At 64.7% G+C, this 25,727-nt stretch carries 24 protein-coding genes and 1 pseudogene; 13 read left to right on the top strand and 12 right to left on the bottom strand.

Features of this window, described 5'->3' with window-relative positions; translation table 11 throughout:
- Window positions 1-159: 159 nt before the first annotated feature.
- Window positions 160-441: pseudogene (locus tag VT84_RS42295) on the top strand (ISAs1 family transposase); the annotation flags it as partial.
- On the opposite strand, the gene VT84_RS40890 reads toward VT84_RS42295, so the two are convergent.
- From VT84_RS40890 to VT84_RS17110, 4 genes are all read right to left on the bottom strand, one after another.
- Entirely contained in the window at window positions 325-591 is a 267-nt protein-coding gene (locus VT84_RS40890) for a hypothetical protein (RefSeq protein ID WP_239465870.1), read from the bottom strand. The pseudogene VT84_RS42295 and the gene VT84_RS40890 sit on opposite strands and share 117 nt — an antisense overlap.
- On the bottom strand, window positions 581-976 hold the full coding sequence (locus VT84_RS40895; protein ID WP_082838126.1) for a hypothetical protein: 396 nt from the start codon (window positions 974-976) through the stop codon (window positions 581-583). The genes VT84_RS40890 and VT84_RS40895 overlap by 11 nt, the downstream gene beginning before the upstream one ends.
- Window positions 977-993: 17 nt before the next feature.
- Window positions 994-1,395: a transposase gene (locus tag VT84_RS17105; RefSeq protein WP_082838127.1), complete on the bottom strand. Its 402-nt coding sequence runs from the start codon at window positions 1,393-1,395 to the stop codon at window positions 994-996.
- Window positions 1,396-1,632: 237 nt separating this feature from the next.
- A complete protein-coding gene (locus VT84_RS17110) occupies window positions 1,633-2,622 on the bottom strand; it encodes a transposase (RefSeq protein ID WP_082840381.1) in 990 nt (329 codons plus the stop codon).
- A 467-nt stretch (window positions 2,623-3,089) separates the two neighbouring features.
- Here VT84_RS17110 and VT84_RS17115 point away from each other — a divergent pair, with 467 nt between their 5' ends.
- The 5 genes from VT84_RS17115 to VT84_RS17130 all read left to right on the top strand — a co-directional run bounded on the left by VT84_RS17115 (window position 3,090) and on the right by VT84_RS17130 (window position 9,960).
- A complete protein-coding gene (locus tag VT84_RS17115) occupies window positions 3,090-4,487 on the top strand; it encodes a TolC family protein (RefSeq protein ID WP_162271738.1) in 1,398 nt (465 codons plus the stop codon).
- 64 nt (window positions 4,488-4,551) lie between these two features.
- Window positions 4,552-7,821 carry an efflux RND transporter permease subunit gene (locus tag VT84_RS17120; RefSeq protein WP_082840383.1) on the top strand — a complete coding sequence of 1,090 codons (3,270 nt, stop codon included), beginning with the start codon at window positions 4,552-4,554 and terminating at the stop codon, window positions 7,819-7,821.
- Window positions 7,811-9,157: an efflux RND transporter periplasmic adaptor subunit gene (locus VT84_RS17125; protein ID WP_082840384.1), complete on the top strand. Its 1,347-nt coding sequence runs from the start codon at window positions 7,811-7,813 to the stop codon at window positions 9,155-9,157. Before VT84_RS17120 ends, VT84_RS17125 begins: the two co-directional genes overlap by 11 nt.
- A gap of 413 nt (window positions 9,158-9,570) precedes the next feature.
- The gene (locus VT84_RS41705) at window positions 9,571-9,699 is read left to right on the top strand and encodes a hypothetical protein (RefSeq protein ID WP_255359553.1); all 129 of its coding nucleotides are present in this window, start codon (window positions 9,571-9,573) and stop codon (window positions 9,697-9,699) included.
- Window positions 9,700-9,741: 42 nt separating this feature from the next.
- Entirely contained in the window at window positions 9,742-9,960 is a 219-nt protein-coding gene (locus tag VT84_RS17130) for a hypothetical protein (protein WP_052553883.1), read from the top strand.
- Between the two features lie 23 nt (window positions 9,961-9,983).
- Here VT84_RS17130 and VT84_RS17135 read toward each other — a convergent pair whose 3' ends face one another.
- Window positions 9,984-11,066: a PA0069 family radical SAM protein gene (locus VT84_RS17135; protein ID WP_082840385.1), complete on the bottom strand. Its 1,083-nt coding sequence runs from the start codon at window positions 11,064-11,066 to the stop codon at window positions 9,984-9,986.
- 208 nt (window positions 11,067-11,274) lie between these two features.
- Here VT84_RS17135 and VT84_RS17140 point away from each other — a divergent pair, with 208 nt between their 5' ends.
- The 4 genes from VT84_RS17140 to VT84_RS17155 all read left to right on the top strand — a co-directional run bounded on the left by VT84_RS17140 (window position 11,275) and on the right by VT84_RS17155 (window position 14,080).
- Window positions 11,275-12,234, top strand: coding sequence for a hypothetical protein (locus tag VT84_RS17140; RefSeq protein WP_082840386.1), 960 nt, complete (start codon window positions 11,275-11,277; stop codon window positions 12,232-12,234).
- Window positions 12,235-12,558, top strand: coding sequence for a carboxymuconolactone decarboxylase family protein (locus tag VT84_RS17145; RefSeq protein WP_082840387.1), 324 nt, complete (start codon window positions 12,235-12,237; stop codon window positions 12,556-12,558).
- 86 nt (window positions 12,559-12,644) lie between these two features.
- Window positions 12,645-13,028: a DoxX family protein gene (locus VT84_RS17150; protein ID WP_239465872.1), complete on the top strand. Its 384-nt coding sequence runs from the start codon at window positions 12,645-12,647 to the stop codon at window positions 13,026-13,028.
- Window positions 13,029-13,042: 14 nt separating this feature from the next.
- The gene (locus tag VT84_RS17155; RefSeq protein ID WP_082840388.1) at window positions 13,043-14,080 is read left to right on the top strand and encodes a hypothetical protein; all 1,038 of its coding nucleotides are present in this window, start codon (window positions 13,043-13,045) and stop codon (window positions 14,078-14,080) included.
- A 75-nt stretch (window positions 14,081-14,155) separates the two neighbouring features.
- Here VT84_RS17155 and VT84_RS17160 read toward each other — a convergent pair whose 3' ends face one another.
- Window positions 14,156-14,401: a hypothetical protein gene (locus VT84_RS17160; protein ID WP_157469561.1), complete on the bottom strand. Its 246-nt coding sequence runs from the start codon at window positions 14,399-14,401 to the stop codon at window positions 14,156-14,158.
- Between the two features lie 80 nt (window positions 14,402-14,481).
- Window positions 14,482-15,729, bottom strand: coding sequence for an MFS transporter (locus VT84_RS17165; protein WP_052553901.1), 1,248 nt, complete (start codon window positions 15,727-15,729; stop codon window positions 14,482-14,484).
- Between the two features lie 141 nt (window positions 15,730-15,870).
- Between VT84_RS17165 and gnd the strand changes: the two genes are divergently transcribed.
- Window positions 15,871-16,890 carry a phosphogluconate dehydrogenase (NAD(+)-dependent, decarboxylating) gene (gene gnd / locus VT84_RS17170; RefSeq protein WP_082840389.1) on the top strand — a complete coding sequence of 340 codons (1,020 nt, stop codon included), beginning with the start codon at window positions 15,871-15,873 and terminating at the stop codon, window positions 16,888-16,890.
- 52 nt (window positions 16,891-16,942) lie between these two features.
- Here gnd and VT84_RS17175 read toward each other — a convergent pair whose 3' ends face one another.
- Both VT84_RS17175 and VT84_RS17180 read right to left on the bottom strand, forming a co-directional pair.
- Window positions 16,943-17,221, bottom strand: coding sequence for a hypothetical protein (locus VT84_RS17175; RefSeq protein ID WP_052553907.1), 279 nt, complete (start codon window positions 17,219-17,221; stop codon window positions 16,943-16,945).
- A complete protein-coding gene (locus VT84_RS17180) occupies window positions 17,218-18,462 on the bottom strand; it encodes a hypothetical protein (RefSeq protein ID WP_052553909.1) in 1,245 nt (414 codons plus the stop codon). Before VT84_RS17180 ends, VT84_RS17175 begins: the two co-directional genes overlap by 4 nt.
- A gap of 487 nt (window positions 18,463-18,949) precedes the next feature.
- On the opposite strand from VT84_RS17180, the gene VT84_RS40135 reads away from it, so the two are divergent.
- Window positions 18,950-19,786 carry a hypothetical protein gene (locus VT84_RS40135; protein ID WP_204249781.1) on the top strand — a complete coding sequence of 279 codons (837 nt, stop codon included), beginning with the start codon at window positions 18,950-18,952 and terminating at the stop codon, window positions 19,784-19,786.
- A gap of 294 nt (window positions 19,787-20,080) precedes the next feature.
- On the opposite strand, the gene VT84_RS17190 is transcribed toward VT84_RS40135, so the two are convergent.
- Entirely contained in the window at window positions 20,081-20,884 is an 804-nt protein-coding gene (locus tag VT84_RS17190) for a PhzF family phenazine biosynthesis protein (RefSeq protein WP_082840390.1), read from the bottom strand.
- Between the two features lie 67 nt (window positions 20,885-20,951).
- Here VT84_RS17190 and VT84_RS17195 point away from each other — a divergent pair, with 67 nt between their 5' ends.
- Window positions 20,952-23,999 carry a PQQ-dependent sugar dehydrogenase gene (locus VT84_RS17195; protein WP_082840391.1) on the top strand — a complete coding sequence of 1,016 codons (3,048 nt, stop codon included), beginning with the start codon at window positions 20,952-20,954 and terminating at the stop codon, window positions 23,997-23,999.
- Window positions 24,000-24,175: 176 nt separating this feature from the next.
- Here VT84_RS17195 and VT84_RS17200 read toward each other — a convergent pair whose 3' ends face one another.
- Both VT84_RS17200 and VT84_RS38625 read right to left on the bottom strand, forming a co-directional pair.
- The gene (locus tag VT84_RS17200; protein WP_239465874.1) at window positions 24,176-25,021 is read right to left on the bottom strand and encodes a transposase family protein; all 846 of its coding nucleotides are present in this window, start codon (window positions 25,019-25,021) and stop codon (window positions 24,176-24,178) included.
- A gap of 267 nt (window positions 25,022-25,288) precedes the next feature.
- Window positions 25,289-25,459 carry a hypothetical protein gene (locus VT84_RS38625; RefSeq protein WP_157469562.1) on the bottom strand — a complete coding sequence of 57 codons (171 nt, stop codon included), beginning with the start codon at window positions 25,457-25,459 and terminating at the stop codon, window positions 25,289-25,291.
- Between the last annotated feature and the right edge of the window lie 268 nt (window positions 25,460-25,727).

Raw genomic sequence — 25,727 nt, forward strand, 5'->3', positions numbered from 1 at the left:
TGCGCACCCCCTGGCTCGTGGCCAAGGACAACCAACCCGGGCGGGTGGCCGATATCGAGGCCGGGCTCGGGTTCGAGGACGCGGCCCGCGGGATCGCCGCGGCCACTTCCCCCTGAGCCGGTCCCGACGCCGGAACAACTGGGGCGCCAGGCCACATCGGTGGACAAGGGGCACGGGCGCCTCGAGAAGCGAACCCTGCGGGCGACCCCGATCCTGACGGTGGGTTCGGGGTGGAAGGGATTGAAGCAGGGGTTCCGGGTAACCCGCGCGCGGACGATCAAGGGGGTAACGACGGTCGAGGTGGTACACGGGATTACCAGCTTGTCACCCGAGCGGGCCGACGCGACCGCACTTCTGGCCCTGGTTCGGGACCACTGGCGCATCGAGAACCAACTGCATTACGTTCGGGATGTGACCCTTGGCGAGGATGCGTGCCGGGTGCGCAAGGGGGTCGCACCTCAAGTGCTGGCCGCGCTTCGTAACGCCGTGGTCCACCTGCTCGCTACCGCGCCAACCAAGAGTTGCCCCGAGGCTCTTGAGTGGCTTCAGATGCACCCCGAGCACGCCCAGAAGCTTAGGACTACCGGACAAAACCCGATCGTAAGAGGATCACGCAAGCCGCCATCTGGCACCAGCCGAGGTAGTTGCGCGCGTTGCGGTCGCGCCGCCTGCGGACCCGGCCGAACTGGGCGAAGAAGTTGTGACACCGCTCGACGGCGTTGCGCACCTTGCCGACTCCGGGGCGCTTCTGACCACGGCCGGGAGCGTACAACCGGAACCCCTGGGAACCGGCTCGGCCCCGCGACGGTTCGTTCCCGTATGCACCGTCCGCTCGGGCGGTTGGTCGGCCCCGCTCGTCGGTCGTGTCGGTCGGCACCTCCGGGGCCGGCGCACGAACGACCAGGGCCGCCAGCACCTTGTGGGTCTGGCAGCCGTCGTTGGCCCCGGCTTTGGTGACTACGACCGCCAGGGGCATGGCTCGCGCGTCGCTCGCTATGTGGATCGCCGTGCCCGACTTGCCGCGATCAACCGGACTCGGCCCCGAAGCTTCGCCCCCTTTTCCGACGGCTTCTTGGACCCGTCGAGGAGGATCTGGTCCCAGTTGATCCCGTGCAACCGCTGGTACCGCTCGGCCAGTTGTTGCCACGCCCGAAGAAACGCATCCTCGCGGAGCCAGTCCTTGAGTCGGCGTTGGACCGTCTTGTACGACGGGAAGCACCACGGGAGCAACTCCCAACTAATGCCCGAGGCCAGGACGTACAACAGCGCGTGAAGGCATTCCCGATTGCCGCACGGCGGGCGACCGTTGCCGGACCAAACCTTGGTCGGCAGGACCGGCTCAAAGACCGCCCAGATGCCTTCCGGTAGTTCGCGGGCCAGATCCTTCAGTTGCATGGACCGAATCCTGAGCAGAATGGGTGCCGATCAGGATAGGCGACTTCGTAGTTTTGTCCGGTAGTCCTTATCGGGATACCCCAGCGTGAATAACGGAACGGCCCTGCGGTAGAAAACGAGTGCCGACGTGCGGACCGCGCTGATTTCGCACAAGAAGTTCCCTACGCGGAAGTCTGGCATCAAACCGAAATTTCACATTCCACAGATCATCTCAGCAGCCGAGTTTACCGATAGGAGTTACGCAGTTGGCAGTCGGTAGACCGGTTGCGCGAGGAATTGGCGCACGGCCTCTCGGATGATGGCGAGTTTGGCGGCGAACCAGGTAACCCCGGTGTTGAACCGATGCCACTCCAACCGGACGAACGCGCGGAGAGCGAACCCGATGTGGTTCCGTTGCGCGCGCCCCATCCGGGTCTGGCACCGGTCCACCGCGGTGTGCTGTTTCAGGCCCCGGTGGAACTCCTCGATCCCCCACGCCCGCTCCGCGAACATCAACCGCGCCCCCTCGTCCATCGACAGGTCGTTGGTGATCCAGTGCTCCGTGCCACCGTCTGTGGTGGCGATCCGGAACGCTTTCACCCGACCGAACCCCTCCAAGTGCACCACCGTGCCGCTCGCCGCGATGTCGCATTCCTCGATGGGTCGGTTGCCCGTGCGGTCCGGGTTCACCTTGCGGTTGCACCGCACCTGGGTCACGAACGTCCACCCCAACGCGCGCACCGCTTTCAGGTTGTCCTTGCCCGAATACCAGCAATCGAAGCACACGCACCGGGGCGCGAGCCCGCGCCCGGCGGCCACCCGGAGCATGTCCCGGAACTGATCGTTCTTGGTGCCGTCCCCGGCCGCTTTATCAACGAGGCGGTAGTCGCACGGCCACAGGGCATCACCGTCGGTCCACAGGGCGGTGACCAAGTTGATGCCCGGAACCACGCGCTTGTGGCGCCCGGACCAGAACCGGCCCACCAGTCCCATGTGCCGGGCGAATGGTTTGTCCAGAACGGTGTCGTCGAACACCAGCACCCCGTCGGTGGGAAGCAACGGGCGCACTTCGTCCCACAGGGCCTCGGGTTCCGGTTCGAGGCGGTTCAGGAGCCGGGTAAAGGCATCGTGAGCCGGAGCATCGGGGCGAGCCGGTTGGCACCGCCCCATCTCGGTTGCCGTGCCCTCACCCGGTGTGGCGACCAGGAACGCGATATAATCCTCGGCGGTGGCGCGGGGTGGGTTCATGGGGTACCAACTTACCTGCACAAGCCACCGAACGTCACCCCCAAACGGCCAACTGCGTAACTCCTATACCGATACTCACGTTACGGTCCGTCACGGTCGGTTCCGTGGGGCCGGGGCGCCGAGTGTCTGGAGGCTGAAGTGGCGACCAGGAGCCGAATTCACCGGGCCACTCAGTGGATTGTCGGCGCCGGGGCGTTGGCGCTTCCGGCTTGTGCCACGCCCTACATCGAACAACCCGCCGAGTTACCGCACACACTCCAAACATCCGTGCGACCGATACCCAGCCGGCCACCTACACAGGCTGTGGTTCAAACGAGCGCACAAATCCCCGCGGACGGTGGCGAAAAGAGTGCGCCACCCGCGAAAGGCGTGACTCTCCCGGCGGTACCGGCTGCTGCGACGCAGGGCAAACCGCTCCCCATCGACCTGCCGACCGCGCTGACCCTCACGAGCGCCGCCCGCTCGACGTGCAAATCGCCAGCGAACGGGTCCGGGCCGCGTCCGCCGCACTCGATCGGGCGAAAGTGATGTGGCTGCCGAACATCGGCGTCGGCGTGGACTACTACCGCCACGACGGACAGATTCAGGACATCGCCGGACGAGTTTTCACCACCAGCCGTTCCTCGTTCCTCGTCGGGGCCGGTCCCACCGCAGTATTCCCCGTGACCGAGGCCGTTTACGCGCCACTCGCTGCTCGACAAGTTCTGCGTGCGCGACAAGCAGACGCTCAGGCGGCTCGAAACGACGCAACGTTGAGTGTCGCGGAAGCGTACTTCACCGTTCAACAAGCCCGTGGCGAAGTAGCCGGTTCCATCGATGCCCTCCGGCGCGCGGAGGAACTGGTGAAGCTGACCGAAAAGGTCGCCCCGGACCTCGCGCCGACGGTCGAGGTGAACCGGGCGAAGACCGAAGTCGCTCGCCGCCGGCAAGCCGTCGAAGCGGCATACGAACGGTGGCAGACGTCCAGCGCGGACTTGACTCGCGTGCTGCGCCTCGAACCCGGCACGCTGGTCGAGCTGGCCGAGGAGCCGGCGCTGATCGTCGAGCTGATCGCCCCGACTTCCGCGCCCGATGACCTTATTCCGGTGGCACTCACGCACCGGCCCGAACTGGCCGCGGACCAGGCACTGATTCAGGCGGCCCTCGCACGACTGAAGCAGGAGAAAATGCGGCCGTTCGTTCCCAATGTCGCCCTGCGCGGGGTCGGGTCACAGGTGCCGGGCTTGGCTGGGGGAGTGTTCGGCGGCGGGATCAACGACAACCTGAGCAACTTCGGCGGTCGATTCAGCTTCGACCTGCAAGCCGTTTGGGAAGTGCAGAACCTCGGATTCGGCAACCGCGCGAACGTCCGGGAGCGCGAGGCCGAACAGCGCGCGGCGCTGCTCCAGTTACTCCGCACCCAGGACCGCGTGACGGCTGAAGTAGTGCAGGCGCACGCCCAACTCCGCCGCGCCGCGAACCGGCTGAAAGCGGCCGAAGAGGGCGTTACGAACGCCGCAGAGACGGCCGAGAAGAACCTGCGCGGGTTGGTGCCGGGCAAGCGCGTCGGCGAGCAACTGGCCCTCGTGTTCCGGCCGCAGGAAGCCGTCGCCGCGGTCGCCGCACTCGACCAGGCGTACCGCGACTACTACGCAGCGGTCGGCGATCACAACCGCGCGCAGTTCCGGCTGTATCGCGCACTCGGGCACCCCGCGCAGTGCCTTGCAAACGCGGCCGCTCCGCCAGCGTCGCTACCAGGGACAGTGGTTCCCGGCCCTGCGCGGCCCGCACCGGTACCTGTGCCCGACCGGGCCGCCGAACCGGTCCCGCCACCGAACAAGTTCGAGCCGACCGAGATCAAGAAGAATTCAGCTCCTTCCCCGTGACCCGGTCGCGTCACTGCGGTAGTTTGAAGACGGAACCCGCGCCAACCTCACACCGGACCCGCGAATGAACCCGATCACCGCCGCGCTGCGCCGGCCGGTCACCGTCATGGTGCTGGTCGCCGGCGCCGCCTTCGCCGGGCTGCTCGCCGCCGACCGGATGAAGGTGGACATCTTCCCCGCGCTGGACCTGCCGGTCGTCTACGTCGCACAGCCCTACGGCGGCATGGACCCGCAACAGATGGAGGGGCTGATCGCGAACTACTACGAGTACCACTTCCTCTACATCAACGGCATCCACCACGTCGAGTCGAAGAACACGCAGGGCGCGTCCCTGATGAAGCTCTACTTCCACCCCGGCACCGACATGGCCCAGGCGATGGCGGAGACGGTGGGGTACGTGAACCGCTCGCGCGCGTTCATGCCGCCGGGCACCGTGAACCCGTTCATCATGCGGTTCGACACGGGCAGCGTGCCGGTCGGGTACTTGGTTCTCAAAAGCGAAACCAAGACGGTCGGCCAGATCCAGGACCAGGCGCTGTTCAAGGTGCGGCCGATGTTCGCGGCGATCGAGGGCGTCAGCGCGCCGCCACCATTCGGTGGCAGCCAGCGAACGGTCGTCGTCCGGGCCGACCCGAAGCAACTCCAGTCCCAGGGGCTCTCCGCCGACCAGGTGGTTCAGGCGCTCTCGACCGGCAACACGATCGCCCCGTCTGGGCAGATCCGCGACGCCACCCGGATGCCGCTGGTGCCGACCAACGCGATGGTCACCCGGCCGGACGAACTCGGCGCTCTCGAAGTGAAACCGGGGGTGTTCCTGCGCGACGTGTGCCTGCGCGACAAGCTGACCGACCGGCCGCTGATCGAGGACGCCAGCGACGTCCCGACCGGCTACGCCCTCGTGAACGGCAAGCGCGCGGTCTACATCCTCGTCACCAAGCGGGCCAGCGCCAGCACGCTCGACGTCGTGAGCAACGTGCGGAAGAACCTGCCGGAAATGCAGGCCGTGCTCCCGGACGACATTCAGGTGAGCTTCGAGTTCGACCAGTCCCCCTACGTGACCAACTCGATGCGCGGGGTGGCGTTCGAGGGGCTGCTCGCCGCCGGTCTGGTTGGTCTCATGGTGCTGGTGTTCCTCCGCGACTGGCGGTCGGTCGTGGTCGTGGTGCTGAACATCCCGCTCGCGCTCGTGGCCGCACTCGTCGCGCTGTGGCTCACCGGGCAGTCGATCAACCTGATGACGCTCGGCGGGCTGGCGCTGGCGGTCGGCATCCTGGTCGACGAAGCCACGGTCGAAGTGGAGAACATCCACACTCAAATGACCCGGCACAAGTCCGTCGCGTTGGCCGTTCGGTTGGGGAACACGGAGACGGCGGTGCCGCGCCTGTTGGCGATGCTGTGCATCCTGGCCGTCTTCATCCCGTCGTTCTTGATGCAGGGAACAGCACGTGCCCTCTTCGCACCGCTGGCACTGGCGGTCGGGTTCTCGATGATCGCCAGTTACGTCCTGTCCAGCACGTTCTTGCCGGTCCTGTGCGTGTGGCTGCTGAAGAACAAATCGAGCAGTCACGCCAGTTTGTCGCACGCACCCGGGCGAGTGGAACGCGCGTTCGCCCGCGTCACCCGAAGTGGCGTCGCGAGCCGGTGGGTGCTGGTACCAACATACCTGGGGGTCACGGTCGCGGTTCTGCTCCTCGCGGGGCGCCAATTGGGAACGGAAATCTTCCCGCAAGTGGACGCTGGGCAATTCCAGTTCCGGCTCAAGGCCCCGACCGGTACCCGAATCGAACAAACGGAAGCGATCACGCAGGAAGCGCTGCGGTTCATCGACCACGAGGTGCGCGACGCCGGGGGTACGGTGGACATCAGCCTCGGGTACGTCGGCATCGTCCCGTCGTCGTACCCGATCAACACCGTGTACCTCTGGATGGGCGGGCCGGAAGAGTCCGTCGTTCGGGTGGCGCTGAAATCGGGCAGCGCCCGCGTCGAGGCTCTAAAGGCCCGGCTGCGCGAGAAGCTGCCGGCTCACCTGCGCGAGTGGACCGCCGAAAAGTGGCAGCGCGAGGGCGTGCCCGCCGATATCGCCCGGGCGCGGCTCGCCGATCTCCGGCTGTCGTTCGAGCCAGCCGACATCGTAAACGAGGTGATGAGCTTCGGCTCGCCGTCGCCCATTGAAGTGGCCGTGAGCGGCCCCAAGATGGCCGACAACCGGGTGCACGCGGAAAAACTATACCAGGAATTGGCAAAGGTGCCCGCGGTGGTGGACCTGCGGTACGGGCAGGCGCTCGACTACCCGACCCTCGGGGTCGAGGTGGACCCGTACAAGCTCCAGGGCACCGGAGCGACCATGAGCGACGCGGCCAAGGCGATCACGCCCTACACGTCGTCGAGTCGGTTCACCGTACCGAACTACTGGCGCGACCCGGCCAGCGGCGTCGGCTATCAGGTTCAGGTCGAGGTGCCGTTCACGCTGGTCAACTCGGTCAAGGATCTGGAACAGGCTCCGGTCATCACGAAGGGATCGGAACGGGTGCTGCTCCGCGACGTGGGTCGAATCAAGGAAGGTACGATGCCCGGCCAGATCGACCGGTACAACATGCGCCGCGTGGTGAGCATGACCGGCAACGTTCAGGGCGAGGATTTGGGCGAAGTCGCGCGGCAGGTAGCAAAGGCGGTCGAAGCGGCCGGTCCCCCTCCGGCCGGGGTAAAGGTAGACGTGCGCGGACAGGTCGCCCCGCTCAACGAACTGTTCCGGGGGCTGGGGATTGGTCTGATCATTACGGTCGTCGTTATTGGGTTGCTGCTCCTGGCCTATTTCCAGTCCGTCCGGCTGGCACTCGTGGCAGTGGTCCCGGTACCGGCGGTGCTCACGGGAGTGGTGGCGATACTGCTGATTACGGGTACCACACTCAATCTCCAGTCGTTCATGGGAACGATCATGGCCGTGGGGGTAGCGACCGCCAACGCCATCCTGCTCGTCACGTTCGCCGAGCGCGCTCGCGTCGGAGGAATGAATGCCCGCGATGCCGGTACTGAGGGCGCGCGAACCCGCGCACGGCCGATCCTGATGACCGGGTGCGCGATGATTGCGGGCATGGTCCCGATGGCACTCGGGTTCGGCGAGGGCGGGGACCAAACGGCGCCACTCGGTCGAGCGGTGGTCGGCGGACTGGCGGCCGGCACGCTCACCACGCTGTTCGTGTTGCCGGCCGCGTTCGCGTTGCTCCTGGGGCGCGCCGGTACCGCGTCCGCGTCACTCGACCCGTTCGACCCCAACAGCCCGCACTACGTCCCGAACGCCGAGATCGTCTCGCGGGAGGCTTCCCATGCGCCGTGACCTGTCGTTCGTTCTCACTGCCGCACTCGGCCTCACGCCAGCCGTCGGGTGCAATCAGAAATCAACTCCTCCCGGGGGAGCAGCTCCGGCCCCCGCGACACCGATCACGGTCATCAAACCGGAGCGGCGCGCGATCAAACGGGTCATCGAGCAGCCCGGCACGGCCACGGCGTTCGAGGAAACGGTCCTGCACGCGAAGCTCCCCGGCTTCGTCGGGAGGATCGCGGACGACCCGGAGAAAGCGAACCGCCCGCCCCACGACCGGCAAACCGATATCGGGAGCCGCGTCAAGGCGGGGCAGATTCTGGCCGTGTTGACCATGCCGGAACTGGACGAAGAGTGGAAGCAAAAGGTCGCCCTCGTCAAACAGGCCGAAGCAGAAGTGGTGCAGTCCGAGAAAGCGGCAGAGGCGATGAAGGCCGGTGTCACGGCCGCAGAATCGCTGGTCACCGTTGCCGAAGCGGGGGTGGATCGCTCGCAGGCTCTGTACGAGCGCTGGCAAAAGGAAGTCGACCGGATCGCAAAATTACTCGGCAACGGGGTCGGCGACAGCCAGACGCTCGACGAGACGAAGAACCAACTCCGGGCCGCGGAAGCCGGACAGAAGGAAGCGACCGCGCGCGTCACTGCGGCACGGGCCGCGGTGAAAAAGGCAGTAGCCGACGAAGCAAAGGTGGTGGCCGATGTGGTCGGCGCGAGAGCGAAACTGGAAGTCGCCAGAGCAGAGGTTAACCGATTGGACGCACTCCGCAGCTACACGGCGATCAAGGCCCCGTTCGACGGGGTAGTGACCCGCCGGTCGGTCAACACCGGTGACTTGGTGAGCGGGACCGAGAAGACCGGTCTATTTGCTGTAGCCCGAACCGATCCGGTGCGAGTGGTGGTAAACGTACCCGAGGCCGACGCCGGACAGGTCGCAGTCGGTCAGGATGTGCGTTTGGCGCTCCAGGGACCGGAGCAGGTGGGGAAAGTGGTCCGCACGTCTTGGTCACTGGAGCCGGGATCGCGCACGCTGCGAACCGAGATCGACCTCCCCAATGAAGTAGGAGCACTGCGGCCGGGAATGTTCGTCCACGCGAAACTGACGATCGAACTCCCGGCCGCGTGGTCGGTCCCGGCGGCAGCGGTCGGCAAATCCGGCGACGATGCGGTCATGTACGCGGTCGAAGGTGGAAAAGCGGCCCGCGTAACCGTCCAACTCATTAAGGGCGACGGTCAGTTCACCCAAGTTCGCCGGTACAAAAAGTCCGCGGCCACCGACTGGACCGACGTAACCGGCTCCGAACAGTTCGCGTCCCCGGCCGCGGCCCTCACGGACGGGCAGGCGATACCGTAACTGAAAACAAGGTCGGTATTGCGCCCCCGCGGTGCAGTTTCTTTCTGAACAAATGCCCAACGGCGGTAAAAACACCAACCCGCGTTGAAAGGAAGCACGCGGCTAGGGCAATTCCGGCCCGAATCCGCGCAAGATATCGCGCACCGTAAGCACGCACGGTCCCCAAGTTCTCAATCTGGTAACTCAAAAACCTCCCGTCGCCTCGCTCCAAACGCGATCAACAACCAACCGATCCGTTCACGGCATCCGCCCTCGCCTCAGAATCAGCCGAATAACTGGTTCAGTCGCGCCAGTTTTCCACCGGAATCGCAGCGGAATTGTGTCGAAGCACTCATTCTCGCGCGAACGGCACCATCGTTGCTTAACTCTTAAGTGCGGCACACGCGACACGGTGCCGAAGAGAGGAATGACCCATGTCCGTTGCCCATGCTGAAGACCAACTCGCGAAGGTACTGTTCGTCGAACTGCTGGTGGCGCTCGCCGAGGCTGACGCAGACGAAGAGGCACTCGTGCTAAGTACCGCCTTCGGACCGGCCGCCTAAAAGCCCATTCACCCACTCACATCAGTCACGAGGACTCCGGCCATGTACGACGTCAACCCATACGCCAGCTTCGAGCTCGCTCCGGAAACCAAGGCGCGGATGGCCGAACTGTTCGCGGGTCACGTGTGCGCACGGTGCAACCAACCGGCCGTTCGCTTGGCTGGCGATCGCTTCTACTGCGCCGAACACTACCAACGGAAACAGTCCCAGAAGGCCCACACGCCGAAGGTGTATCGGTGTGTCATCGCCAACGCCGGGTGAACCCGTTCGATTGATACGGCCGATTAAAACAGCCGCCCCTGCCCGTTCGCATCGGGCGGCGGCTGGAATTTTGAACAATCGTAAGGCGGCAATCCGCTGTTCAAACCGAACCGCCGCGCGAACACTTTGAACACCCGCCGTATGAGTTCCGCGTACACGCCAGTTCCTGTCATCCGCTGATCGAATGCACTGTTGTTGAGCCGCCCGCCCCTCGCGTCGCGCACGCGCCCCTCGACACGTTCCACGCGCTCCGGAAACGTCCGTGCCATCCAGTCCATAAAGACCGGCGCAACGGCCCACGGCAACCGCAACATTGTGTATGCCGCAGCGCTCGCGCCCGCCTCCTTCACCGCCTCCAGAATGGTTGGGATCTCTGCATCATTCAGCCCAGGAATAATCGGCGCCACCAACACCCGCACGGGCACGCCGGCCGCGGACAATTCGCGAACCGCCCGCAACCGGGCGAGCGGCGCGGACGCACGCGGTTCCATCGACCGCGCGAGCACCGCATCAAGTGTCCCGATGCTGACGTTCACGTGAATCAGCCCCTCGGCGGCCATCGGAGCGAACAGATCGAGATCGCGCACCACCAGTGCGTTCTTGGTGATGATGCTCATCGGCTGGTTCGAGACAGCCGCGACTTCGAGGCACCGGCGCGTGAGCCGGAACCGGCGCTCGCACGGCTGGTACGGATCGGTCACCCCGGAAAGGGCGATCGGCTCGGGCACCCACGCATCTCGGGCCAGAAACGCACGGAACAGCTTCGGGGCGTCGTGCTTCACGACGATCTTCGTCTCGAACCCCAAACCCGCGTCGAAGCCCAGGTATTCGTGAGTCGGGCGCGCGTAACAGTACGAACAGCCGTGCTCACATCCCCGGTACGGGTTCAGGCTATATCGGAAGCCGACATCGGGGCTGTCGTTCTCGGAGATGACCGATTTGGTGCGGTCCGGAATGAACTCCGTGGCTGGGTTCGAGAGCGCGGCAATATCGTCCGCGTCCGGCTCGATCACGTCGAGCGCCAGTACCTTCGAGGTGTTATCGAACCGGCTAACGGGTCGGAGGTTCGATCCCCGTCCAACCGAATCTATACGCGCGTCAATCATGAACTTATCTTAACACCCTCAAATAGAGTCCGGAAGAGAACCTTCGCCCGCTGTGCGAAAATAATGCAAATTTGTCCATTTTGCACCCCGACTGTTGCATGAAGCGCCCACCTCGCATCGTCTGATCCGAAGTGATTTATTGCTTCGCTTTTCGACCCGACTCGGTATGCTTCATACGCCCACTCCCGCCCCAACGCAGGGGTTCATTATGCGCTGGTTTATCGTTCCCGGTTTACTTTTGTTCGCGTGCGCGTTGTCCGCGTCGGCACAGCCCGCAAAAACCGCTTCACCGCTTCCCGCGTTGCCCGACGGCGGCACCTGGGATAAGCTCCCTCCACCGAAAAAGCCCCCGCTCCCCGATTGGGCGAAGGTGTTCGCGGGTCCGTTACCCAAAACGACCGCGAAGATGCTCGAACTCGATTACTTGCACCGCGAAAAGAACCCGCTCGGTGCCCGGCTCGCGGCCCGAATCCGGTGGACCGTCGCGGACGCGCTCGACAGCAAGTACGGGCGCGCTGTGGCGAAGGCCGACCTCGACCGCGCCGAACTGGTGGCTCGTCCGCCTACCGAGGACGAGGCGGCGGCGCTCGCATTCGCAAAGAAGCTCACGCTCGAAGGGCACGCCATCACCGACAGCGAGTTCGCGGCGCTGCTCAAGCGATTCTCCCCGGAGCAGGTGACCGCGATCGTTCACACCGTCGCTTGTGCCAACTTCCAGAACCGCATCGCGCTTGCGCTTGGTGTGAAGGGCGAAGACCCGATCGCCCCGCCGGTCGCCACGCAGTTCGATCTCGACGCGGCGAAAGTGAAAGCTCCTGAGCGGCCGTCGTGGGACGACCTCAAGTCCGTAAAGGCCGGCGGAATTTCGGTCCGGGTCGAGTGGGGGAAAGACGGCTTCGATGAAGTCAATGCGGCGATGGATCGGCAGAAAGAGCGCACGCTCCGTGTTCCGCTCCCGAGCGACGCGGCAATCGACAAATTACCGCCGCGCGAGCGTGATTCTGCGAAGCGCATCCTCTGGAACACGGTCAGCGCCGGGTACCAGCCGGAACTCACCCGGGCGTGGTTCGCCTGCCTCTATGCGTACTACGAGGAGTCCAAGGTCGACCGCGTGTTCACCAATTCCATGTTCTGGGTGGTTACGCGAACCAACGACTGTTTCTACTGAATGGGCCACAGCGAAATGCTGCTCGCGGTCGCGGGCGTAAAACCGGAAGACGTGAAGGCCCTGACGAAGAAGCTGGCGAGCGGGGACTGGTCCTCGTTCCCGAAGGCGCAACAATCGGCGTTCGGGTTGGCGTACAAGATGAGCAAGGACCCGGCGTCGATCACGGACGCGGACCGGGCGGCGCTGGTCGAAGTGTTCGGGCGCGAGCGCACGGTCGATCTGATCTACTACGTCGGGTGGTGCAACTACATGACGCGGATCGCGGATGCGTTCCAGTTGCCGCTCGAACAGGAGAACCCGTTCGCTCCGGCACCGAAGAAGTAGTTTGTGTTCCAGGTTCCGGAGGCGCGTGAGACTCAACTTTGAGCAAGGAACAGCTCTTCCCTCGGATGCCAAACGGAACCTGGAACGTGAAATCTGGAACCGCCAAGATCGCTCTGAAGTGGCTACTCGGTGTGTTGTTCGTTGCCGCGGGGTTGAACCATTTTTGGAAGCCCGAGTTCTACGCCAGGATCATGCCACCGTATCTGCCGTGGCCCCACGAACTCGTGCTGATTAGCGGCGTGTTCGAGATCCTCGGCGGGATCGGGCTTCTGATTCCGCGGTTCACGGTTCCGGCCGCGTGGGGATTGATCGCGCTACTCATTGCCGTGTTCCCCGCGAACATCCACATGGCGCTGAACCCGGAAGTCGGCGCCGATCTGTTCCCCAATCTGCCGCCCGCCGTATGGTGGGTACGGCTGCCGTTTCAGGTTCTGTTCATTGCGTGGGCGTACTGGTTCACGCGCAAGTAGTTTCGGATGTCACCATGCTCGACCGCACTGCCATTCTCGATGCGTTTGCCAAGTACACGCAGAAACTCGCGACCAAGCACGACGTTCACTCGGAACCGGCCGAGGTCTTCGGCGGGCCGCCGTTTTCGACCCTGATGCAGTTCACGCAAACGCTCGGTTCGCGAGCGGAACTCAACGCACTCCTCGCGGAACTGGCGCCGTTCATTCGCGCCGCGGACCCGTTCCGCGGGAGCACGGTCGCGTTGAATTGCGGTACACTCGTTGAAATCGGTGGTGATCCCGGTCTGGTGTTCCCGCACCTGCTCGGCGAACTTCCGCGTCACCTCGATCTCGCCAAACGCGCTCACAAGAAAGACATCGCCCCGCGCACACTCTTCGATGAAGACCCGGACGCCGTGAAATCGGCCGGCGGGTTGAGGTATCTCCTCCTCGCGACGATGACCGTGATTTGTCGCTCGGCCGAGTACCGGCAAGCACTTCGTGCGGATGCGGAGATCGTAGAGAATATTTTTGCGCTTCGAGAACACTACCCCGAAGCCGATTTCGTCGCCCAGGTGCTCAATCTCGCCGACGGTCTCGACTTCCTCGTCCTGGCCCCGCAAGAGCGGAAGGGGTTCCGTCTCGCCCTCGAAGCGGTCAGTACCAACGCACACCTTTTCACATTGATTCAAGGGGCACTCATCGGCGGTGGGCACCTCGCGGGCGAACCGATCGACGCAGAAGTGATGGCGATCGCGACCGGCGAAAGCCCCCACCCGCGCCTCCTGTCCGATCACGCGCGGTTCCACTTCGACATCTGGTCCGGGTCGATCGAAAATCCGGTCGGCACCCTGCTATCCCTTCCGGTCGAAGAGTCCCCGTTGAGCATCCCGCCGCTCGACGGTCAACGCATCGTCGTCATCGGTCCGCCCATTCTGGGCGGGCGGGGATGGGACAGCAACTTCTTCGCGAACATTCACGACGCGCTGAAATCGCGCGTGGAAGTCGTCGAGGTGTTACCAGAAGCGGAAGTGACTCGCTGGTTAGAGCGCATCGCCAGCGCAAAGACATGAGGCGATCGGTACCAAACGACAGCCGCAACTATAGAGGTGATTGCGGTTGTCCGTTGCTTCAAATCGAGACATGCCTTAACCCGCGGACGCGACCTCGACTCCGCGGATCTCGGCAGCCACTTCTTCGGGCGTGCGCAGCGATGCGCCGCTCGTTCCGTTGATACTCCGACCGTCCACTTCGACGTTGAATTCACCCTTATTACCGTCCACGACCCGGACATTGAGATTGGGATCGTTCCGGAGCGCGGACGTGAGTTGATCGGTGTGACTTCCAATATTGGGACAGGTCGGGCACCGACGAATGGTGACGGTCTTCATCATGAGCCTCCACAGCACTGAGAGGTGGGGCGATTCACAACCACCCTCGAATCGCCGCAAGTGATGTGCCGAACGGCGCTCAATCACGTGAGACGGTCCGCTTTCCGCAACGTGGGGAACAACCACGTCCAGAGGCCCGTTACGAACAGTGACCCAAAACCTCCGAAGGCCACCGCACTAACCGGGCCGAGAAAGCGAGCAACGACCCCGCTCTCGAACTCGCCCAGTTCGTTCGATGCCCCGATAAACAGCGTGGAAACCGCCGACACCCGCCCGCGCATCCGGTCCGGCGTCGCGATCTGCACGAGGCTTTGCCGCGTGAACACCGACACCATGTCAGCTCCACCCAACACGGCCAGCGCGAAAACAGAAAGCGCGAACGATCGCGAGTACGCGAACACGATCGTCATCACCCCGAACAGAGCGACCGCAAGGAGCATCTTCACCCCCGCCCCACTCCGAATCGGTCGGAGGGCCAAAACGCCGGCCACCACCAGCGCCCCGATCGCCGGCGACGAACGCAGGATGCCGAACCCTTCCGGCCCCACGTGCAACACGTCACGGGCGAATACAGGGAGCAACCCGGTAGCGCCCCCGAGGAGTACGGCGAACAAGTCGAGCGAGATCGCACCCAGAACCAACTTGTTGTGCCACACGTACCCGAGCCCCTCACGAATCTGTGCCGCTCGCGAGCGCCCGTGCTCGAACGGCGGCCGGGTGTCCGCGCGAATCAGCAAGCAACAAATAGTCGAACCCACGTACAAGCCGGCACTCACGCTGTACCCGAGAACCGGAGAGATCGAACACAGCAGCCCGCCGAGCGCCGGGCCGAGAATGCTCCCCAGTTGCGCCACCAGAGAGTTCGTTGCGATCGCACGCGGTAACAAGTGAATCGGCACCAGCATCGGCCCCAGCGCGCTCGCGGCCGGGTGAAAGAACGCTCGTGCGCTCCCGAACAGAGCCGACAGCACAAAGACCGGCCACAAACCGGTTCCCAGTTCCGACCGCAGTGCGAGCGCCGCGGCCGTGAGCAACTGCGTGATGTAGCACAGCGCGAGGATGAGCCGGCGGTTGTACCGGTCGGCCGTTTCCCCCGCAACCAGAGTCAGACAAATAAGCGGAAGGAACTGAACCAGCCCGATCATCCCCACCGCGAACGCGGCTTCCTCGACGTCCATCGTCCGGCGGGCGATTTCGTACACCTCCCACGCGATCGTGACCGCCTGGGAACCGGTCGCCAGGGTGCTAAAGAATCGGCTGGTCAGAAAGAGAACGTAGGGCCGGCGACCGAACAGCATGCCGCCGGCCGGCGGTTGTGAGTCAGTGGTCATCTTTCTTTTCTTATGAGCGCCGGCGGGCGACTCCCAACGAGCGAAATAGAAGGCACGGAGGGTCAATCGCCGGCTCCGGCCCGTTGTTTGCCCTCAACCTCTCTCGATCAGCTCCGGTTCTTCACCACGCGGGAGTTCCTCATGCAACTCGGGATGATCGGTCTGGGCCGAATGGGTGCGAACATGGTTCGCAGACTCATGCGCGGTAAGCACGAGTGCGTCGCATTCGATACGCACCCCGACGCCGTCCAAGCCCTGGTCAAAGAGGGCGCAGTTGGTGCCACAACACTCGACGAACTGGTGAAGAAGCTCGCAAAACCGCGGGCACTGTGGCTCATGGTTCCGGCCGCTATTGTCGACCGCGTGCTGGCCGATCTGACTTCGCGCCTCGAACCGGGCGATATTGTGATCGACGGCGGGAACTCGTATTACGTGGACGACATTCGCCGCGCCAAGGAACTGTCCGCGAAGGGGCTGCACTACGTCGATGTGGGGACCAGCGGCGGGGTGTTCGGGCTGGACCGCGGGTATTGTCAGATGATCGGCGGCGAACCGGCAGTCGTAAAGCACCTCGACCCGATCTTTGCCGCGCTCGCTCCGCCGATCGAATCAGCTCCGCGCACTCCCGGGAAAGAAGGACCGACGCGCCCCGCCGAACACGGCTACTTGCACTGTGGGCCGAACGGGGCCGGGCACTTTGTCAAAATGGTTCACAACGGGATCGAGTACGGGATCATGGCCGCGTATGCGGAGGGCATGAACATCCTCAAGCACGCGAACGTGGGCCGGCGCGAGCACGCGGCGGATGCGGAAACGACCCCGCTCCGTGCCCCAGAACACTACCAGTACGATCTGAACGTAGCCGACATCGCCGAAGTCTGGCGCCGGGGAAGTGTCGTCTCGTCCTGGCTACTCGATCTGACCGCACAGGCTCTGGGGTCGGACCCGGATCTGCCGCATTTCGCGGGCCGCGCATCCGATTCCGGCGAGGGGCGCTGGACCGTCACCGCGGTGATCGAAGAGGGCGTTCCGGCCCCGGTTCTGACCGCCGCGCTGTTCGAGCGCTTCTCTTCGCGCGGCGAGGACGAGTACGCGAACCGGTTGCTCTCCGCGATGCGGCACGCCTTCGGCGGGCACCAGGAGAAGCCCGCGGCGCAATAGCTCCACGCAACAAAGGGGGTGCATAACTCACCGCACCTGGTGCCCGACGCTGCTATCGGCGGGGCCAGGTGACTCTGTAGTACGGCATGCCCATCACAAGCCCCCGGTGTTCGAGTTGGCCGCCGGACTGTTCGAGATCGGAGATCGCGGGCTGCATGCCGTCGTGATCTCGGATCAGGAACACCGGCTCCCCGCGGCTGGCCACGAACTGCCAAATGACCGCCCGCGCTTGTTTGTCGGCGAACGGGAGCTTGAACGCCGTCTGCCCGGAGTAATACCATACCGAACCCGTCTGGATGTCGCCGAAGACCCACGCACGCGGGTCGGTCAATTCGGGCGGGTACTCGATGGTTGGTGTGGGGTTGGCTTTGACCGAGAGCGTCCTCGGCCACGCATTCCAACCGGTCTTGAGCGCAAAAAGCGCCTGGGACGAGCGCCGCCACCAGTACCAGTGCGTGGATCGGCCGAAACGCACCGGCATCGTTTGCTTCGGCGCTTGCCTTCGGGGTTCGTAGGGACAACCCGCCCACGCCGAGAATCACAGCAGCAGCGAAGATCCCCGGGGCGGGGTAGTAGTCGATCCTGATGGCGTGCGTCAGGAAGTAGGCCATCGGGAGCCCCCACACCGTGGCTGCGGGCGCGAGCAGACGGAGTCGGTCCAGCCACAACCGGTTTTCCAGGCAACAGCACGACGCCCAGAAAGCCGAGGAGCGCGACCCGCAGGTTCACGTTCTGCTCGGCTCCGCGGGACTCGTAGAGGTAGTAGCGGATGTTTTCGTCAACCGGCTTCATCGACGGCGGCGCGGCGTCATCCGTCCCGTGGGTCGAGACGTTCCAGCCTCCCGCGACGCGGTGCTGGTGGTGCACGAGCGGCAGCGTACCGAAAAGCGCCGCACCCAGCCCGAACGCGATGATGCGGGAATCAACGAATGCGTACCGCACCGCTCCGACTACAAGAATCGCGACGCCCGGTAGGAGAAACAGCACCAGCACAGCGAAGCCGAAGCTGGCCAGAAACGCTGCCACACGCGACAACCGAGGTCGGTCGATAGCCCAGCGCCGGGCCGCGACCAGTCTTACGACCGTGACCAGGAGCGGCAGAACGACCGCGATGATCGAGTAACTCGCGTCTCCGTGCCGGCTGATGACTTCAAAACCCGTTTGAAGGACCAGTACGACTGCCCCCACCGCGGCCCACCTCCGCTTCACGAACGCAAACCCCAGCGCGACGAGCCCCGTTATCGAGAACACGACGATGACTGTTATCGAGAGCCCGTGGAGCGCTTTGCCTCGAGGGAAGAGCGCGAGCATCGCCTCGGTGCCAGGAGGGTACTGCGGACCGACGCGCCCCGCTCGGTGCTGGTAGTGGTGCGCGTGCGGGCCGGTGAGTGTGTACCAGCTCGGACCGGGGAGATTCGGTTGCGCTTTCAGGTGTTCGATCAGTTCCCGCGTGTGCGGCGTGTCAATGGCGTAGTCCGGGAACCGCCCCTCGGCCGCAGCGCGCCGGACCTCCTTGGCCATACACAGGTAGCCGAACGGATCGCACCCGAACGCCCGCTCCTCGAATTGCATCGTTCGCGAGTACGCCGCGGTTGCTGAACTCAACAGGGCACAGGCGAGCGCCAGGAGCCTTCGAGGAGCTTTGCGACCCAATATTTCATGGCACTCGCTTTTTAACCACAATGCTGCGTTGAAAGCTTGTGTTTGTGTTCGTGGCACAGGCCAGAGCAGTAGTTGCCAAGGCGATTGAGTGGCGCATGGGGTTCCGTGACAATGGGTTGTACCACCAATCCACGGTTCGGAGCCCCCATGCGCCGCTGTCAATGTAACCCGCAAACGGTTCTGAGCCAACACGCTTGGGCCGAGGTCCTGGCCCAGATCCTGCACCTGCGCGACGGGACCGGGGTGACCCGTGTGGCCCTGGCCCGGTGCCTGTTGGCCGCGTCCGCGCTGGGTGTGGCCGTGTCCGCGGTCGCCCGGCGCGTCGCGCGGGTCGGGCGCGAAACCGTGCGCGCGGCACTCGGCGCAGCCCGGCTCCCAACCACCCCTCGAGGGGTGGTTGGGAGCCGGGCTGCGCGGGCACATCCCCCGGGCGTTCCGCAAGCACCCGATCCCGATCGCCATCGACACCCATCAGAGGCCGTTCTACGGGGACCGGGGCGCCACACCCGGAGTCGTCGGGGGCCAGTTCAAGAACGGGACCGCGTGGTTCTGGACCTACGCCACGCCCGTGTCCCTGGTCCCCGGGCGGCGCCACACCCGGGCCCGGACCGCGGTGCGCCCCAAGGATACCCCGGACGCGATCGTCGCGCGCCTGTTGGCCCAGATCGGCTGGGCCCGGGTGCGCATCCGGTACGTGCTGTTGGACCGCGCGTTCTACTCGGCGTCCGTGGTCCGCGCCCTGACCCAGCGGAACGTGCGGTTCGTGATCCCGATGGTGCGCCGGGGGCACGCAGTCGAGCGCTTCTTCGCCCGGGGCACGCGCGGGTGGTTCGAGCACACGATCCGGTGCCGCCGGTCCCGGGACGGTTCGGCCCCAGTGCGCGTGGCCGTGGTCCCGGGTCGCTCCTGGCACCGGCCCCTGGTGTTCGCGTGCTCCCCCGGGTTCGAGCGCCTGCCCCAAGTGATCCTGGACTACCGGACCCGGTTCGGGATCGAGACCAGCTACCGTCAGTTGGGCGAGTGCCTGGCTCGGACCACGTGCGCCGACCCCGTGTACCGATTGCTCCTGGTCGGGGTGAGCCTGTTGATCCGGGCCTGGTGGATCGCGGCCCGCGGTGTCACCCTGGGGGAGATCCGCTGGAACCTAATCCTGATCCTCACACCCGTTCCCATTGACACACACCAGCCCGAGACACAAACTCAACCACTGCCACGACCACCGACGACGGCATGAGTATGGCAACTACTGCTCTGGCCTGTGCCACCAAACAAAAGACCAAACGCATCAATTCAACACTGCAACACCACGACTGAGCCGCATCAGGAGGCGAGCCGCACGAGCGACAAAACCCCTGTACCGGTGCCGAATCCCCAGCGCCGACGAAACCGATTACGGGAACGGGGACAATGTAGTCGGGTGCGTGTTGAGACGCAATCAATTCTCGGTGCGAAGCAGTCGCTCCGACTGAACGAAAAGTGATACGGCGGGTCCGGCCGAATGTGCGGCTGGACCGCGTGCCGGATGAGACTACGTCGGTAGAGCAAGGAGCTGGCCGCGCGAGATTGTGATCGCGCGGCCAATGAGTTTAATCCGGTCCCCGGCCCGAACCACGCGAACCACCCCGCCGCGAACGCTCGCCTGATGGCCCACCAGTTCCGTCTTGTTGAGCTTGTTCCCCCACCACACCGCCAGACAGCAGTGCGCGGAGCCAGTAACCGGGTCTTCGTCGATACCGGATTGCGGGGCGAAGAATCGCGACACGAAATCGTAACGGGTGTCATCGGATTTCGCGGTGACGATCACCCCGCGGCACTCGATTCGCGCGAGCCGCGTGAGGTCTGGAGCCAAGGCATGCACTTCGGCTTCGGTCGCGACTTCTACGAGGTAGTCGGACTCGTTGCGAGCAACGGCAATTGCGTTCGCGCCGAGCGATTCCAGTAATCCTGCGGGTGGAGCGCACTCAGTTGCGGGTAGGGCCGGGAAGTCCAGTTCGATTTCGCCCGATGGGAGCCGGCGCGCGGTGAGCAGGCCGCTTTTGTTGGTCGAGAACGTGAGCGCGTCTTGTGTCGCAGCGCCCGATTCCCACAAGCTGTGAGCCGCGGCGAGCGTAGCGTGGCCGCACAGTGCGACCTCGACCGTGGGTGTGAACCAGCGCAATTCGTACTCGCCGCCCGCCAGGTGCCGCAGGAACGCGGTTTCGGCGAGGTTCATCTCGCGCCCGACGAGTTGCAGCCACTCGTTCGACGGCCAGGAGCCGAGGAGACACACCGCCGCGGGGTTCCCGCGAAACGGCGTATCGGTGAACGCATCGACCACGGATAGCGGAATCATGGTGGAACCTCCCGATTCGAGTGTATACTCGCAGCCCACGGGCTTCACGTTTTCATGAGAGCTTGTCATGTCATCTCTCCCCCTCGCACGGACCGGCGCCGCGATCATCGGGTTCGCGGCCCTTGCTCTGATCCTTCAGATCAACTGGCATTCGCGTGCAGCGGACGACAAAGACCCGCCGAAGGCGAAAGTCGATCCCAACGTGCGGCAATCGTGGACGACCTCGAAGGTGACGGGCAGCCCGGAACCACCGCCGAAGTACAAGCCGGTGCGCGCGTTCCCGGAAGCGAAGTTCCACCACCCGCTCCTGATCGTGCGCTGCCCGGGATCGGAGCGGCTCTTCATCGGCGAACAAGAGGGCGTGCTGTACTCGGTTCAAAATAAGCCGGACGCCAAGAAGGAACTCTTCTTCGACTTCAAAAAGGAACTGAAGACGATCGACAAGACGCCCGGCGCGGGCGGCGTCGGCGAACTGTACGGGCTGGTGTTCCACCCGGAGTTCGCGAAGAACCGGTACTGCTACGTCTGCTACACACTGAACGCGAAAGTCCCACCGAAGGACGGCCGGTTCCCGGACGGCTCGCGCGTGTCGCGCTTCAAGGTGACCGACGCCGATCCCCCGCGCCTCGACGCTGCGAGCGAGGAGATCGTCATCACGTTCGTGGGCGGCGGGCACAACGGCGGCGACACGCACTTCGGGCACGATGGCTTCCTCTACATCTCGACCGGCGACGCTTCCGGCCCCAACCCGCCGGACACCGCCACGACCGGTCAGGACTGCTCCGACCTGCTCTCGTCCGTGCTGCGAATCGATGTGAACAAGAAGGATGAGGGGAAGAACTACGCGGTCCCGAAGGACAACCCCTTTGTGGGGGTGAAGGACGTGCGCCCGGAGATCTGGGCCTTCGGGTTCCGTAACCCGTGGCGCATGAGCATCGACCGCAAGACCGGCGAATTGTGGCTCGGTGACGTCGGGTGGGAGTTGTGGGAAATGGTTCACCGCGTGGAGAAGGGCGGGAACTACGGGTGGAGCATTGTGGAGGGCCGGCAACCGGTGCGCCCGGACCAGAAGATCGGGCCGACCCCGATCCGCCCGCCGCTCATCGAACTGCCGCACACGATCGCGGCGAGCATTACGGGCGGGTACGTCTACCGCGGGAAGAAGTTCCCCGAACTGGTCGGCGCGTACATCTTCGGCGACTGGGAGACGCGGCGCATCTGGGCCGCGCGCGTCGAGGGTGATCGGGTCAAGGAAATGCCCGAGATCGTGAAACCGAGCGTGCGCCCGTCGGCGTTCGGTGAGGACAACGCGGGCGAAATCTACTTCTGCGATTACGACAACGGGTCGATTTACACGTTCGAGCGCAACGATGGGGGGGCGGCCAATTCCAAGTTCCCCACCAAGCTCAGCGACACGGGGCTGTTCGCGGACGTGAAGAAATTGGAGCCGGCCGCGGGCGTGATCCCGTTCTACACGAGCGCCCGGCAGTGGCAGGACGGCGCCACCGCGGACTACCTGCTCGCGCTGCCGGGGCTGTCGGCCGTGAGCTTCTTTGAGAAGCCGCGCGCGATCCCGGGGCAGGTGTTCTGGCACGAATTCAAGATGCAGTTCCCGAAGGATGCGGTGCTGGTCAAAACGCTCGCGCTCGACATGGCGACCGATCGAGGCCCGTCCGAAACGCGCGTCGAGACGCAACTGCTTCACTTCGATGGCGAAGATTGGCGCGGGTATTCCTACGCTTGGCGCGACGACCAGACTGACGCGGATCTCGTACCTGCGGACGGTGCCGAGAAAACGTTCCCGATTGCTGCGGGCGGCAAGATCGAGAAGGGCGCCTGGGTGCCCGTTGGCAAGCGAGAGCAAGTGTGGACGTTCCACAGCCGCACGCAGTGCCTCAGTTGTCACAATGCGTGGTCCGAATACTCGCTCGCGTTCAACACTGCACAACTTAACCGCGTGCCGCTGTTTACTGGCACGGATAAAACCAATCAGCTCGTCAAACTGATGAAGCACGGCTACGCCCGTCGCGTGGGACCGGACGACAAGGAGCTTCCTCCGTTCGACGCGGACTCCATCAAGAAGCAGCCCGCGCTCGTTCCTCTCATCGGAGATGATCCGCTCGATCAACGGGCACGCAGTTACCTCCACGCGAACTGCGCCCACTGTCACAGGTTCGGCGGCGGGGGCGGTCAGGTGGTGATCGAACTCGAAGCCGCAAAGCCGCTCAAGGAAACCGGCATCTTTGACGTGCGCCCGAAACAGGGCGACTTCGGGTTGGCGGACGCGCGCATCGTCGCACCCGGCGACCCGTACCGCAGCGTGCTGTTCTACCGGATGGCGAAGTTCGGGCGCGGGCGCATGCCGCACCTCGGGTCCGAGTTCCCGCACGCGCAGGGATTGGACGTGGTCGGGCAGTGGATCGCGTCCCTCTCGAACCCGCCAAAGGAGTGGGGCGCTGGGCTGCCGAACGTGAACCGACCGGACCTCGCATACGGGTCGTTCTCGGCCGCGTGGCCCTTCGCACGGGCCTTCGCGCTGGGCAAGATTGATAGCAAGAGTACGAGCAACCTGCCCGCGGAGGTGGTGAAACACGGGGCCGTGCCCGTGCGCGATTTGTTCGAGGGGTACACGCCCGCGGACCCGAAGGGGCGCAAGCTCGGTGCGAACGCGCGCCCCGCGCCGATCTTGGCTTTGACCGGCGACGCGAAGAACGGCGAGGCACTGTTCTTCAACAAAGAAATGAAGTGCGCGAACTGCCACAAAGTCGGCGACCGCGGAACGGCGCTCGGCCCGGACCTCTCGGCGATCGGTAAGGCGCGCACGCGGCCCGAACTGCTCGACAGCATGCTGAACCCTTCCGCGCGCGTGGAGCCGCAATTTGCCGCGTACAACGTGAAGACGAAGGACGACAAGACGTACACCGGGATCATCGTGAAGCGCGACGAGAAACAACTCGTCCTGCGCGACGCGGAGAACAAGGAGGTCACGATCGAGGGGGACAACGTGGACTCGGTGCGCCCCGCGCGCGTGTCGCTGATGCCCGAAGGTCAGATGAGCGGCCTTTCGCCCCAAGAGGCCTCGGACCTGCTCGAATTCCTGGTGAACCGGAAGTAGTGTTTATTGGGGTTAGCGCAGGGCTCACGCACTATCTTTGGCGGCGATCCCTTGTAGCACCTTGAGTAGGTAATCGTCGTCCCACCCGGCCCTCATGCGCCGGGTCTGGATACTAGAGTCGCTGCACAATAGCGGCTGATCGGTTCAAGTCGATGCGCTGCCCCGGGTGTTCGACCTCATGCGTACATGAGGTTGTGGAGTCCGGCGACGTTCTTGATGATGAGGGTGTGCCGGCGGCGCGGGTTCCGGTACCGCTCGGCCGCGATGCGCCACACCTTCATCTTCCCGATCCCGTGCTCGACCACGATCCGACGGCGCGACACGCGCCGGTTCCCGGCCTTCTGCCGGGCCGTCAGCGGACCCTTCGGCGGTCGCCGGCGCGGGGTACACAGCCCGGTTCCCAGGTACGCCGTGTCGCCCGTGCGCCGCACCCCGTCCGGGCACACCACGGCGGTCGCGTCGTACACCTTCTTGTCATGCGTCTTGCCCGGGAACGCCTTCGACACGGCGGCGATCCGCACCCGGCGCCGTTGGCCGCCCCGCCCGGAGCTCTTGCGCTTGCGCACGACCACCACTTGGTGCTTGAGCGTGTGCCGCTTGTTCTTCCCCGAGTCGAACCGCTTCTGCCGCCGAGTGGGCCGGGGAATGGCCCGCTCGGTGGCGTCGAAGAAAAGCTCGCGGATCTCGTCGGGCTCCCGTTCGATGCGGCGTTCCGGGATCCGGAAGATCCCGGCCAACAGCGGTTGGAGCGGGTTGATGTTGCGGCACACGGAACGGTCGTCGATGCCGAACAAGAACCCGAGGAAGGCGTGGGTGGTGTAGGTCCGGTAGTACATCAACAGCATCAGCAATCGGTCGCTCAACGGGCGCGCGAACTTGCGCCCCGCACCCGGCTTCCGCTGACGAGAGGGCCGCTTCTTCCGCTTGGCGTCGGCCTGCGGGTAACGCGGTTCGAGTTCGGCCAACAGTTGGTCGAACGCATCGGGGGTAATCCCGGTCAGTTGACGGAACGTGTCCGGCATTCGCCTCAACCGACTCGTGTGGCTCATACACCAAACCTACGCACCCGGCCACTATTGTGCAGCGACTCTACTGCCCTTGGTGCCGGTGCGCTTGAGCAACGCCCCCCGACCCATCGGAGCATCCCCATGTCGGCACCCGCGTGGCCGGCCCGGGCGCGGCTCTCGTTTTCTCGGAACGCCACGTCGAGCACCCAGTGGTGCCCGTTCTCGATGCCCAGTAGTTCCGGATGTAGCCGGCCAGTACCGCCGCGCCCACGCGCAGGCTCGTCAGGTAGTAGTGGGCTGTGCCCTGGTCCTCGTCCCGTTCACCGCGCGCTCCCGGCACACCAAGGCCACCGCACCGACATCAGTCCACCCGTCCGGCAATCCGGCTGGATTCTGAACCACCGTCACGTACCGCTCGTCGCGCCCGTGCCCGGCGCCGACCTCCGACGTCATGGCGCACCCGAGGAAGTCCCTGCTCTTTGCGTGAACTCATCGCAATCAGGCCGCCAAGTCGAGCAGGCGTTCCGCAGCCACTTGTCATTCCCGCTCGGTTACCCCGGCGCGTAGAACGGCCTGGATCTCATTTCCCAGTAACTCCCGCCGCCATGCTCGCCGCTTGTCGGCGTGACTCGGACGTCGTGACTCATCGTCCCAAGGGGACGCGCAGCGGTGCCCTACCAAGTCCTTCTCGGATCGGTTCCAGGCCCACGCCTCGGTCGTC

This window comes from Gemmata sp. SH-PL17 (genome assembly GCF_001610855.1).
GTDB lineage: Bacteria > Planctomycetota > Planctomycetia > Gemmatales > Gemmataceae > Gemmata > Gemmata massiliana.